Here is a 12,785-nt window from a genome sequence, read left to right on the forward strand (position 1 = left end):
GGCGATGCTGGAAGAGCTGATGGCGATGCCCAGTTGTCCTGTTTCGGCGCAACGGCCGACGATTGAAAACGTCATGAAGTGTTTGTCCTGTTCCGCCCTCCGGGAAAGGGTTAGGGTGAGGGCAAGGGCCGGTAACTTTTACATGTATATCCATACAGATAAAAGTTGCCCCCACCGCCAAGTCCGGCCATTCTGTGCACCTGTTCCGACCCTGATCGACGATGGTGGCTATGCGGCTGTACCTCTGTGAAAAACCCTCCCAGGCCAAAGACATTGCGGCCGTGCTCGGCGCCCGGCGTCGGGGCGACGGCTGCTGGTTGGGAACGGACGTCACGGTGACCTGGTGCATCGGCCATCTGCTCGAAACCGCGCCGCCGGATGCCTACGACGCACGCTACAAGCGCTGGGTGCTGGCGGACCTGCCGATCATTCCGGACAAATGGAAAATGACCGTCAAGCCGCGCACGGCCAGCCAGTTCAAAGCGGTGAAACGCCTGCTCGGCGAGGCCAGCGAACTGATCATTGCCACCGACGCCGACCGTGAGGGCGAGATGATCGCCCGGGAACTGGTCGAGCATTGCCGGTATCGCGGGCCGATCCGCCGCTTGTGGCTGTCGGCGCTGGATGAGGCCTCGATCCGCAAGGCCCTGGCCGCACTCAAGCCGGGCGCGGAGACCTTCAGCCTGTACCACTCGGCTTTGGGGCGTTCGCGAGCGGACTGGCTGATCGGCATGAACATGAGCCGTCTGTTCACCCTGCTCGGCCGCCAGTCGGGTTATCAAGGTGTGCTGCCGGTAGGCCGGGTGCAAACGCCGACCTTGCGGCTGGTGGTGGATCGCGACCGCAGCATCGCCGATTTCGTGCCTGTGCCGTTCTGGGCGATCGATGTCGATCTGCTGCACGACGGCACGCGGTTTACCGCGCAGTGGCGCGCGCCGACGGACGCCTGTGACGATCAGGAGCGCTGCCTGAATCAGCCGCTGGCCCAGCAGGCAGCGGCGGCGATCGGCAATGCGGCCAGCGCGCGGGTGGTCAAGCTGAAAACCGAGCGCATGCGCGAAGTGGCACCCCTGCCCTTCGATCTCGGCACTCTGCAGGAAGTCTGCTCGAAGAAACTCGGCCTCGGCGCGCAGGAAACCCTCGACATCGCCCAGGCGCTGTACGAAACCTACAAAGTCATCACGTACCCGCGCAGCGATTGCGGTTACCTGCCGCTGAGCCAGCACAGCGAAGCGCCGGGCATTCTTGCGGCGCTGCGTCAGGCCGATCCCGGCCTCGAAGCGCTGCGAGGCCATCTCGAACCACAGCGCCGTTCACGCGCATGGAACGACGCCAAGGTCAGCGCTCACCATGGCATCATCCCCACCGCGGCGGCGAAAAACCTCGAACGCCTGACCGGCAAGCATCGCGCGGTGTATACGCTGATCCGCGCACGCTATCTGGCGCAATTTCTGCCCAACCATGAATACGACCGCACCCAGGCCGATTTCGATTGCGCTGGGCAAGCGCTCCGCGCAGTCGGCAAGCAGATCATTGAGCCGGGCTGGAAACGCGCGTTGCCCGAAGCGCTGGCACCGGCCAAGGGCCGCGAGGCTGCCGCGCCGCAGACCTTGCCGGCACTTGGCCAGGGCGTCGAATGCGCCGTCGCCGAGGTCAAGTTCAAGGACCTGTGGACGCAACCGCCGAAACCCTACACCGAAGGCGACCTGATCAAGGCGATGAAAAACGTCGCCAGACTGGTGGAAGATCCGCTGCTCAAACAGAAACTCAAGGACACCACCGGGATCGGCACCGAAGCCACCCGCGCCTCGATCATTCAGGGTTTGATCGATCGGGGTTATCTGGTGAAAAACGGCAAGGCGCTCGCCGCCACGCCGGCCGCGTTCAGCCTGATCGATGCCGTGCCTCGCGCAATTGCCGATCCCGGCACCACGGCGATCTGGGAGCAGGCGCTGGACATGGTGCAGAGCGGCGAGATGAGCCTGGAAGAATTTGTCACCAAACAAGCGGCATGGATGAGCAAGCAGGTTACCCGTTGCTCCGGCCTGAGCCTGACCATCAGCGGCCCGCCACCCGCCGGTAAAGCCGCGGCGCCATGGAAGAAAAAACGCAAATCGACCGCCAGCAAAACCACCGCCACACACAAACGCACGGCCCGCCCGGCGACCCGTTAAGCCCCTCACGGTTCCCTGATTTCCTACGCATCCCGGATCTTTTCTCATTCCAAAAGCGCTTTGTCCGACAATATGTAGTGCTTGAAAATAATCACTACAAAACCGTTGACGGCATCGCTTTGCTTTTGCATGATGAAGACGTTCCCCGATCGGGAGCGCTGGTAACACGCTTGAGCAAACTCGTCTGACCGCCGAGTTGTTTTTTCCGGATACACGCTGCCCACAAGGCAGATTGAAGAAGCTGACCTGGCCTGAACGTCCAGTACAAGGACGAGAAGCGCTGGCGAAAATTCTCAAGATGCTTGTGGTCGACGCTGAAAGCGTCGCCAATGCGCCTCCCGGTTTTCGCTGCTTCTCCTCGTTGTGACGCTATTGCGTAGCAGTTATTCAACACGACTACATGCAACAGATGCACGACCCCGTACTCAACACGGGCGAGCGCTGACGTCCTGGTTTCGGTGCCAGGGATCAACTAACCGATGGGCTACCTGTATTAGCGAATCAACTTTGAAAGATCACCAGACTGGTCAAGGGGCAATAATCATGAATCTGAACAATCAACCTACTGTCGAAGAACTGGCTCGTATGTTCGCTGCGCAAAAAGACAGCCACGACAGCCATATTCTGTGGATCAGCAAATCGGGGCAGGTGCATATCGACTGCCTGTCGCCCCATGCTGGTGAAGAAGAATTCGACCGTAACCACCAGAACCTGGCGGCCCGCCTGAAGATGTATCGACGCGGCCACGGTTATGTCGGCAAGAAGGCAGCGGCCGACAGAGACTTCATTGGCAATGTTCTGCAGACGCTGAAACAGGCGTGGGATTCGCTGCAGAACAATAATGAAGTTCGGGTGATTGATCGGTTGTATTGAGTTAGTAATTAAATAATCGAAAGGCCTGCTTCCTTAAAGGAAGCAGGCCTTTTTTGTTCGCTTGCATTGATTTGGCGTGATTGAAATTGTAGCCCCTCACCCCAGCCCTCTCCCGAGGGAGAGGGAGCCGATCTATGAAGGATTCGAAATTCGCGTTCGGCTCAGGACTTTCAGGTCGATGTAACTCGTCCAAACGCCGCGGTCAGTCCCCTCTCCCCCGGGGAGAGGGTTAGGGTGAGGGGCTTTTCAGGCCCAGCACCAACTCCACAAACGCCAGCGCCGCGGCACTGTGGTAGTTATTGCGCCGTCGCAAAATCGCCGCCCCACGCTGCGGCGCTTCACTCATCACCCGCAACCGACGCAACGCCCGGTCCTCTGTAGCCATAGCCTGCGGCAACATCGTTGCCATCGGCGAACAGCGCACCACTTCCAGCAACGTGCTCACCGAATTCACCTCGATGTGCACCTTCGGCGTGATCCCCTGCTGTCGAAAATACTCGTCCACCGATAACCGTGTAATGAACTCAGGCGCCAGCAAGGCGAAATCCAGCTGAGCAATATCCTCTGCCAGTAACCGCGAGTCACTGGCATACAGCGGATGCTCACGGCCGACCATGATCGCCAACGTTTCGGTAAAGGCCGGAATGCATTCGATCTCCGCATTGCGCACCGGGGTGAACGCGATGGCGATGTCCAGCGAGTCATCCGCCAGCCCCGCCTCGATGTCGTCCATCGACAACTCGAAAATCTGCAGATGAATCCCCGGATACCGCGCCGCGAAATCCCGCACCAGCGGCCCGACCAAGTAGGCCATGAACGTCGGCGTCATGGCCAGACGCAACGTCCCGCGCGACAGATCCTTCACGTCATGCAAGGCGCGCTTGCCCGCTTCCAGCTCTACCAGGACTCGCCGCGCACATTCGATGTACGCCTCGCCGGCATCGGTGGGTTTCACGGTGCGCGAGGTGCGATCGAACAGCGTTACGCCGAGGGTTTCTTCCAGCTGACGGATCTGCTGCGACAGGGTCGGCTGCGACACGTGCAGCGCTTCGGCGGCACGGGTGAAACCGCCGTGATCGGCAACGGCCAGCAGATACCGCAAATGTCGCAACAGCATGGGGCACACCATCTATAGGCAAGACTAATGCTCGGCATTGTATATCGGTCTTGGACGCTATGGATCAATCGGCCGAAGATCTCTCCCACACAGCAAGCCAACCCTGAAAGGAGTGACACCATGCAACAGTCCCACGCCTGCAACGACACCAGCCTGGCCCTGACTACCCGCATCCTCGACGCCAAGGCACGCAAGGATCTGTCGTGGCAGGATCTCGCCGATGACACCGGCCTGAGCCTGGCCTACGTCACCGCCGCCCTGCTCGGCCAGCACCCACTGCCGGAAAACGCTGCGAAAGTGGTCGGCAACAAGCTGGAGCTGAGCGTTGCAGACGTCGCGGCGATGCAGATCATCCCGTTGCGCGGCAGCCTCAACGGCGTACCGACCGACCCGACCATCTACCGCTTTCACGAGATGATCCAGATCTATGGCACCACGCTCAAAGCGCTGGTCCACGAGCAGTTCGGCGACGGCATCATCAGCGCGATCAACTTCAAACTCGACATCAAGAAAGTTGACGATCCAGAAGGCGGCTCCCGCGCCGTGGTCACCCTCGATGGCAAGTTCCTGCCGCTGCGTCCGTTCTGATTGCTCCGGCCCGCATCCCGGATGCGGGCCACTCGATCACCTTATAGAGGACACGCCCATGCAATCCCTGATCGACGGCTTCCTGAAATTTCAGAACGAAGCCTTTCCGCAACGCAGCGAACTGTTTCGTCACCTGGCCACCACGCAGCAGCCCGGCACCTTGTTCATCACCTGTTCCGACAGCCGTGTGGTGCCGGAACTGCTGACCCAGCAAGAACCCGGCGAGCTGTTCGTGATCCGCAACGCCGGCAACATCGTGCCGTCCTACAGCCCGCATCCAGGCGGGGTTTCGGCGACGGTGGAATATGCGGTGGCCGTGCTCGGCGTGAGTGATATCGTGATTTGCGGGCATTCCGATTGCGGCGCAATGACCGCGATTGCCCAGTGCAAATGCATGGACCACCTGCCGGCGGTCAGTGGCTGGCTGCAGCATGCCGAATCTGCAAAAGTGGTCAACGAAGCGCGAGCGCATGCCAACGATGCGGCGAAGTTGAGTTCGATGGTGCGCGAGAACGTCATTGCGCAACTGGCCAATATCCAGACCCACCCGAGCGTGCGCCTGGCGCAGGAAAAAGGCCTGTTGAATCTGCATGGCTGGGTGTACGACATCGAGACCGGCTCGATCAATGCGCTGTCTTCGGACCGCCGCACCTTTGTGCCACTGGCCGAGCAACCGGCGACCTGTGCGATCCACGCAAAAACCGCTGACGTCGCCTGAACGGATCGTCGACTGATCGTTCCCACGCTCTGCGTGGGAACGATCACCGACTACAGAATCAGCGCTTTACCGTGAGATCAACCTGCGTCATGCGGCTGCGCACGGTAAAAACCCCATCCCCGGAAAGAATCGCACTGCGCGCAAACAAGCGCCCGCTTTCCCAGTTGGAAAGGCCCAGCTCCGGCTTGTTCAGCGCGTACTGCCCGTCGACCCAGCGGGTGATGCCATTGCCCACGAACGGCGCGTTGACCGCGTTGTAGAAACGCTCATGGACGGCGGCATCCTCGCTGATCAACGACACGGTGAATTGCGGGCTGTAGCGGTTGAACAAGGCGATCGCCTGGTCCAGATCGTCGACGATCATCAGGCTGACTTCCGGGGTTTCCTCCCACTCCCACTCGCGGCCCAGTTCCGATTCCGCCAGCGGTTCGGCGAGCGCTTCAGTCTGGTAACCCTCGGCGCGGTAAACCTCGACCGTTGCGTTCTGCCATTCACTCGGCAAGCAACTTTCGCTGCCTTCAACGATGTGCAGTTTGCAACCCTGCCCGCGCGCGGTGCCTGCCTGTTTCAAGGCATTGAGGAATAGCGGTACCAGCTCAGCGGCGCGCTCACGCTGGATCAGGCAAACGTTGAGGGTGTTGCAGACTTTGCGGTCCAGCGAGTTGCGCACAACCGCAGCAAAGCGCTCGGCATCGGCGGCCTGATCGGCGATCAGCCATGCCCCACCAGTGCCGTGCAGGCTGACCGCGGTACCGGCCTGCTGGGCGATGCTGCCGAGTTGACTGACCGCACGACCCGAACCCCGCGCTACCGCCAGCGACAAGCGTCGGTCAGCGAACATCGCCCAACCGGCGGCGTGATTGACACTTTCCACCAGCGACACCGCGCCGTCCGGAAGGCCGGCTGCGGCCAGTGCCGGGTTCAAGGCGTGGGCGACGATCGCTTGCGCGGTGCCCAGCGCATCGCTGCCGATACGCAGCACCGCGGTGTTGCCGGTGCGCAACACGCCAGCGGCATCGGCGAACACGTTCGGTCGCCCTTCAAAGACAAACGCAACGATGCCCAGCGGCGCGACCACTTGCTCGACCTTCCAGCCGTCGTGCTCGACGCTGCTGATGATTTTGCCGCGGGTTGCTGCGGCATCCCGCCAGGCACGCAGGCCGGCGATCATGTCGCGGCGCATGCGTTCGTCGGCGAGCAGTCGGGTGGTCGAGCGGCCACGGGCCTTGGCGCGCTCAATGTCTGCGCGGTTGGCGGATTCTATGTGGGCCCAACATTGCGGGTCTTCCAGACGCTGGGCAAACAGATCGAAGAACTCGCTGATCGCCTCGTCGCTCACCGCCGACAACGCCGTGAATGCCGCAGCCGCGCGCTCGATCGCAACAGACGCCGCTTGCTGGTCGGCCACGGGGATCAGCAGCAACTCGCCACTGACCTGCTCGACCAGCAGATGATCACCGGGCTGAAAGCACGCGGCCAGTTCAGGGCTGACCACGGTGACGCGGTTACCAGCAAAAGGGATCGGCGTGCCAGCGACTAGACGTTCGAGCGCAAGAGACATGAAGCGGATTCACCATGCAGGGGGCGGCCGGAAAATGTAGCGGATTACCTGCCGAAATACACCTCTTCAATCCACCGAAAACCATGTGGGAGCTGGCTTGCCAGCGATAGGGTCGGCACATTCAGCATAAATGTTGCCTGAACTACCGCTATCGCTGGCAAGCCAGCTCCCACAGGTAAGGAGGTGAACGTGGGATTCGACTTTAAAAAACCGACCAGCCAATCCGTGAGCTGAGCAATTCCAGCGCCGCCATCCCCGCCAGCGAATTACCGGCGGCGTTGAGTTCCGGCGACCACACGCAGACCGTGAACTGCCCCGGCACCACCGCGACGATCCCGCCACCGACGCCGCTCTTGCCCGGCAAACCGACGCGGTAGGCGAAGTTGCCGGCCTCGTCATACAGCCCGCTGGTGGCCATGATCGAGTTGACTTGCTGGGTCTGCCGCGCCGTGAGGATACGTTCGCCGCTGTGTTTGCAGAAACCGTCGTTGGCCAGAAAGCAGAAGGCCCGGGCCAGATCGATGCAGTTCATGCGCAGTGCACAGTGGCTGAAATAACTGCGCAGCACCGCTTCGACATCGTTGTGGAAATTGCCGAACGACTGCATCAGGTACGCCATCGCCGCATTGCGCGCGCGGTGCTGGTATTCGGAATCGGCGACTTTGCCGTCGATCATGATTTGCGGATTGCCCGACAGGCGCCGAACGAAGTCGCGCATCGACAAGGTCGGCGCGGCGAAGCGTGACTGATTGATGTCGCAAATCACCAATGCACCGGCATTGATGAACGGATTGCGTGGTCGGCCGCGTTCGAACTCCAGTTGCACCAGCGAGTTGAACGGCTGCCCGGAAGGCTCGTGGCCGAGGCGCTCCCAAATCGCTTCGCCGGAATGATCGATCGCCTGTACCAGGCTGAACACCTTGGAAATACTCTGCACCGAGAACGGCGTTTCGGCGTCGCCGGCGCAGTACATCTCGTCGTCATTCCCGTACACGGCGATGCCCAGCTGATTGGCCGGCACGGTGCCGAGGGCGGGGATGTAATCAGCCACTTTGCCCTGCCCGATCAACGGGCGGACAGCGTCAAGGATCTCGTTCAACAGCGCTTGCATGCCGGGTCTCGAAGTCTCGCCCCAAGGGATCACGGGGACACTGGGGCTAGACGCTGCGCGCGGACGGCGCATCACACCGCGCGCAATGATCTAGGCTTGAGCAAACATTCATCTTCAGGAGAAGACCATGCACCTCGAAGGCTCCTGCCATTGCGGCGAGGTCACGTTCAGCCTCGACAGCGCCCACCCCTACCCTTATCAACGCTGCTATTGCTCGATCTGCCGCAAGACCCAGGGCGGCGGCGGTTACGCAATCAATCTTGGCGGCGATGCGACCAGCCTCAAGGTGCGCGGGCGCAAGCACATCAGCATCTACCACGCGAAAATGAAAAACCCCGGCGATCAGCGCACCCATCGCAGCAGCGCCGAACGGCACTTCTGCTCACTGTGCGGCAGCGGCTTGTGGCTGTTCAGTCCGGAGTGGCCAGAGCTGATCCATCCATTTGCCTCGGCTATCGATACAGCGCTGCCGGTGCCGCCGGAACACACGCATTTGATGCTCGGGTCGAAAGCGTCGTGGGTTGAAATCGAGGCGACAGCCAAGGATCAGCAATTTGCTGAATACCCCGAAGAATCGATTGCCCAGTGGCATGAGCGCCTCGGTGTGACCCGCTGAACCGCGCCCCCTGTGGGAGCGAGCCTGCTCGCGATAGCGGTGGGTCAGACACACCATTACTGACTGATCCACCGTTATCGCGAGCAGGCTCACTCCTACAGGGGGGCGTAATCCCGACAGGAGACTCACAGCCTTCAATCCAGATGCGCCCAGGTCATCCGAAACACCGCCCCACCCCACGTCGAATCACCCACTTCAACCTGCCCGCCATGGGACTGCGACACCCGCCGCACCAACGCCAGGCCCAAACCAAAACCACCGGTGCGCCGATCGCGGCTGGCATCCAGTCGCGAGAACGGCTCGAAGATTTTCTCCCGGCCATCGATCGGCACGCCCGGCCCGTCATCGCTGACCCGCACTTCGTACACGTCGCCGCTGCGCACCAACGTCACTTCAACGCGCTGCTCGGCATAACGAATGGCATTGCGTAGCAGGTTGATCACCGCCCGCGCCATGAAGCGCGGTTCGATGCGCACGGTGTCGACACGGCAATCACCAATCAACAACTCGATGCCGGCCGCCTCCGCCTCCAGTGCGACGCTGCCGACCACGCTGTCGAGCCAGTTGGCTGCCTGAATATTTTCCCGTTTGATCACCGTGGCGCCGTGCTCGAGGCTGGCGTAGGTGAGCAGCTCCGAAACCATTTCCTCCAGCTCGCCCAGGTCGGCGTACATGTCGGCAATCAACTCGCGATTCTGGCTGGCGCCGGGTTGCTGTCTGAGCTGATCGAGTTCAAACGACAACCGCGCGATCGGCGTGCGCAGTTCGTGGGATACCGCATTGGTCAACTCACGCTGATTGGCGATCAGGCCCTCGATGCGCGCCGCCATCAAGTTGAAGTGTTCGGCCAGATCACGAATGTTCGAGCGCCTGGACAATTGAATACGCACCGACAGATCGTTAGCGCCAAAACGCTCGGCGGCCATGCGCAGCTTTTCCAGATCGCGCCAGTGCGGGCGAACCCAGAAAAACAGCACGATGCCGATCAGCACCGCGAGCATGACGTAGGCGGCACTGATGTAGAACGGCATCAGGCTCGGCTCCGGCGGCAGCTTGATGCTGAGCAATTGCGAGCCGCCGTCGATGTAGCTGATGAACTGGGTGTAATCGTCGCGAATCACCAGCAGATTCTGCGCCAGCTCGGCTTTTTCCTGCGCCGTCAGCGCCAGTTGCGCAGCCTCGACCAGGCTGAGCGAAAGCCCGTAGTGCTTGCGTAAGCTGTCGAGTTTCTGCTCACGCTGCGCACCCTGTGTGCCGCGCAAATGATCGACCAGCGACCACGCCTGTCCACGCACCGCTTCCCGGTTGTAAGCCTGCATTTGATTGTCGAGCAACGCGTTGAACGTATGTTCGACGGTCTGCAACGCCGCCACCAGGCCGAGGGTCATGACCAGAAACAAACCGAGAAACAAGCGCAGCATTTACAGCTCCCACGCGAACGGATTGAACAGATAACCCTTGCCCCACACGGTCTTGATGCACACCGGTTCGCGCGGGTTGTCCTTGAGCTTGTTGCGTAACTTGCTGATGTACACGTCGACGCTGCGGTTGAGCCCGTCGAAGGCAATTCCGCGCATGCGATTGAGAATGTCATCGCGTGAAAGAATCTTGCCCGCCGCGCTGGCCAGCAACCACAGCAGTTCGAACTCCATGGTGGTCAACTCGATGAGCTCGCCGTTCAGCCGGACCTCACGGCAACTGCGGTCGATGCTCAACAGACCGAACTCGAGAAAGCTCACTACGCTGTTGTCCGGCACCTGCCGCCGCTGCAATGCGCGCAGCCGCGCGAGCAGCACTGGCGGCTTGATCGGTTTGATCAGGTAATCGTCGGCGCCGGATTCGAGGCCGAGAATATGGTCGAGGTCGTCTTCCTTGGCGGTCAGCATCACGATCGGCGTGTCCGACACGCTGCGGATCTCGCGGCACACTTGCAGCCCGCTCTGCCCCGGCAGCATCAGGTCGAGCACCAGCACCCTGGGCATGAATTCGAGAAAAGCCGCCACGGCCAGATCGCCGCGATGCACCACGCGGACCTCGTAGCCATGTTGTTCGAGGAAGTGCGCGATCAGCGCCGCCAGACGCTCATCGTCTTCCACCAGCAGCACTTTGCCAAAACCCAGGTTATCCATAACGCCCATCTGACCCTTGTCGAAAGTGGCCGGCATTATGGCGGCAATCACCAGGCAAGCGATTGGCGCAGGCAGCAAAAACCGGCCGCTGGGGCCGGTTTTCGCTGATGTTTCATGTTTTTAAGAGTTTTTAACAAACGGCGGCGGGCACACCGCTGTGGAAGCGGAATTCTTCGTCCGGCGACTCGATCAATTCCTGCTCGGCGGCGCGGACTTTTTCAATCACTTGCGCGACGTCTTTCGCCTCGCCGTATTGATAGGCCAGTTTCAGATAACCCTGAAAATGCCGCGCTTCGCTTTTCAGCAGGCCGAAGTAGAACTTGCCGAGTTCTTCGTCCAGATGCGGCACCAGCGCCTCGAAGCGCTCGCAACTGCGCGCTTCGATAAACGCGCCGACCACCAGCGTATCGACCAGTTTCACCGGTTCATGGCTGCGCACGACTTTGCGCAGACCCGAGGCGTAACGACCGGCGTGCAGCTGACGCAGTTCGATCTTGCGCCGTTTCATGATGCGCATCACTTGCTCGTGGTGCACCAGCTCTTCCCGGGCCAGACGCGACATCATGTTGATCAGGTCGACGTGGGAATGGTACTTGGCAATCAGGCTCAGGGCGGTGCTGGCGGCCTTGAACTCGCAGTTCTTGTGGTCGATCAGCAAGGTTTCCTGATCGGCCAGGGCGGCCTGAACCCAGGCGTCGGGGGTGCGGCAGCCAAGGAATTCGTGGATTTCGGGAAGGATCATGGGGCTCACGGCAAAAGGTCTACGAGCGAAGGGCGCCGATTATACCGGCCTGCCCGCAGACCACCAGCGGCTGGCGTTGATATGCATCAAGTCGCAGACGATCGCGCAGCAACTATAGTTGTGCAACGTCGTGCCTTTTCTTTGCTGGAGACTCCGCTCATGCAAGCCATTCGCAGCATCCTGGTGGTCATCGAACCCGAACACGCGGAAAGCCTGGCGCTCAAACGCGCCAAGCTGATCGCCGGTGTCACCCAGGCCCATTTGCATCTGCTGGTGTGCGACAAGAAACATGACCACGCCGGCCTGCTCAGCGTGCTCAAGGCTGCGCTATTGGCCGAAGGCTACAGCGTGACCACCGAACAGGCATGGAATGAAAGCCTGCACGAAACCATCATCGATGTGCAGCAGGCCGAGGGTTGCGGGCTGGTGATCAAACAGCATTTCCCCGACAGCTCGTTGAAAAAGGCTCTGCTGACCCCGGCGGACTGGAGACTGCTGCGCCACTGCCCTACCCCGGTGCTGCTGGTGAAAACCACGGGCTCATGGAAAGACCGGGTGATTCTGGCGGCAATCGACGTCGGCAATGCCGATGGCGAACATCGGCATTTGCACACCACGATCATTGATCACGGCTACGACATCGCCAGCCTGGCCAAGGCGCACCTGCATGTGATCACCGCGCACCCGTCGCCGATGCTCTCGGCGGCAGATCCGACCTTCCAGCTCAAATCGACGATAGAAGCCAAATATCGCGAACAGTGCCGGGCGTTTCAGGCCGAATTCGATGTTGATGACGAGCATTTGCACATCGAGGAAGGCCCGGCGGACGTCTTGATCCCGTATCTGGCGCACAAGCTGCAGGCGGCGGTGACGGTGATTGGCACCGTGGCGCGCAGCGGCTTGTCAGGCGCATTGATCGGCAATACCGCCGAAGCGGTGCTCGATGCGCTCGAAAGCGACGTGCTGGTGCTCAAGCCCCAGGAGGTTGAGGATCATCTGGTGGAGCTGGCGGTGAAACATTAAGGATGGCGGTGCCGGACTGGCGCCTTCGCGAGCGGGCTCGCTTGTATGGTAGGACTTGAAGGGAGGAGGAGGGACAAGGCTCGATTCTGACTGTTAGCGCAGTACAGACCGTGGGAGATTTTCACCCTCCTCC

The 12,785-nt window shown here is 60.9% G+C and carries 13 protein-coding genes; 6 read left to right on the forward strand and 7 right to left on the reverse strand.

What is annotated here, in order from left to right:
• Positions 1-75: DUF1028 domain-containing protein (locus ACYYKW_RS25670; protein WP_464991508.1), on the reverse strand; the 75-nt coding region annotated here is incomplete at its 3' end.
• Positions 76-230: 155 nt separating this feature from the next.
• On the opposite strand from ACYYKW_RS25670, the gene ACYYKW_RS25675 reads away from it, so the two are divergent.
• Complete coding sequence (locus ACYYKW_RS25675; protein ID WP_464991501.1) at positions 231-2,174, forward strand: DNA topoisomerase III; 1,944 nt, start codon at positions 231-233, stop codon at positions 2,172-2,174.
• Positions 2,175-2,717: 543 nt separating this feature from the next.
• Positions 2,718-3,047 (forward strand): hypothetical protein, encoded by a 330-nt coding sequence (locus ACYYKW_RS25680; RefSeq protein WP_332768790.1) that lies wholly within the window; start codon positions 2,718-2,720, stop codon positions 3,045-3,047.
• 229 nt (positions 3,048-3,276) lie between these two features.
• On the opposite strand, the gene cynR is transcribed toward ACYYKW_RS25680, so the two are convergent.
• The gene (cynR, locus tag ACYYKW_RS25685; RefSeq protein ID WP_336354512.1) at positions 3,277-4,164 is read right to left on the reverse strand and encodes a transcriptional regulator CynR; all 888 of its coding nucleotides are present in this window, start codon (positions 4,162-4,164) and stop codon (positions 3,277-3,279) included.
• 120 nt (positions 4,165-4,284) lie between these two features.
• On the opposite strand from cynR, the gene cynS reads away from it, so the two are divergent.
• The gene (gene cynS / locus ACYYKW_RS25690) at positions 4,285-4,752 is read left to right on the forward strand and encodes a cyanase (protein WP_464991502.1); all 468 of its coding nucleotides are present in this window, start codon (positions 4,285-4,287) and stop codon (positions 4,750-4,752) included.
• Positions 4,753-4,810: 58 nt separating this feature from the next.
• Positions 4,811-5,470, forward strand: coding sequence for a carbonic anhydrase (locus tag ACYYKW_RS25695; RefSeq protein ID WP_464991503.1), 660 nt, complete (start codon positions 4,811-4,813; stop codon positions 5,468-5,470).
• Positions 5,471-5,528: 58 nt separating this feature from the next.
• Here the strand turns inward: ACYYKW_RS25695 and ACYYKW_RS25700 are convergent, their stop codons facing one another.
• Complete coding sequence (locus ACYYKW_RS25700) at positions 5,529-7,031, reverse strand: aldehyde dehydrogenase family protein (protein WP_464991504.1); 1,503 nt, start codon at positions 7,029-7,031, stop codon at positions 5,529-5,531.
• 202 nt (positions 7,032-7,233) lie between these two features.
• The gene (glsB, locus tag ACYYKW_RS25705; protein ID WP_464991505.1) at positions 7,234-8,142 is read right to left on the reverse strand and encodes a glutaminase B; all 909 of its coding nucleotides are present in this window, start codon (positions 8,140-8,142) and stop codon (positions 7,234-7,236) included.
• Between the two features lie 127 nt (positions 8,143-8,269).
• Between glsB and ACYYKW_RS25710 the strand changes: the two genes are divergently transcribed.
• Positions 8,270-8,758, forward strand: a complete 489-nt coding sequence (locus tag ACYYKW_RS25710; protein ID WP_464991506.1) for a GFA family protein — start codon at positions 8,270-8,272, stop codon at positions 8,756-8,758.
• A 134-nt stretch (positions 8,759-8,892) separates the two neighbouring features.
• Here ACYYKW_RS25710 and ACYYKW_RS25715 read toward each other — a convergent pair whose 3' ends face one another.
• From ACYYKW_RS25715 to ACYYKW_RS25725, 3 genes are all read right to left on the reverse strand, one after another.
• On the reverse strand, positions 8,893-10,179 hold the full coding sequence (locus ACYYKW_RS25715; protein ID WP_464991507.1) for an ATP-binding protein: 1,287 nt from the start codon (positions 10,177-10,179) through the stop codon (positions 8,893-8,895).
• Positions 10,180-10,887 carry a winged helix-turn-helix domain-containing protein gene (locus ACYYKW_RS25720; protein WP_464991509.1) on the reverse strand — a complete coding sequence of 236 codons (708 nt, stop codon included), beginning with the start codon at positions 10,885-10,887 and terminating at the stop codon, positions 10,180-10,182.
• Between the two features lie 130 nt (positions 10,888-11,017).
• Positions 11,018-11,629, reverse strand: a complete 612-nt coding sequence (locus ACYYKW_RS25725; protein WP_203421626.1) for a MiaE family protein — start codon at positions 11,627-11,629, stop codon at positions 11,018-11,020.
• Between the two features lie 159 nt (positions 11,630-11,788).
• On the opposite strand from ACYYKW_RS25725, the gene ACYYKW_RS25730 reads away from it, so the two are divergent.
• Positions 11,789-12,652 carry a universal stress protein gene (locus ACYYKW_RS25730; RefSeq protein WP_093102515.1) on the forward strand — a complete coding sequence of 288 codons (864 nt, stop codon included), beginning with the start codon at positions 11,789-11,791 and terminating at the stop codon, positions 12,650-12,652.
• The last annotated feature ends 133 nt before the right edge of the window (positions 12,653-12,785 follow it).

The sequence above is a fragment of the Pseudomonas sp. 15C genome (genome assembly GCF_055484735.1).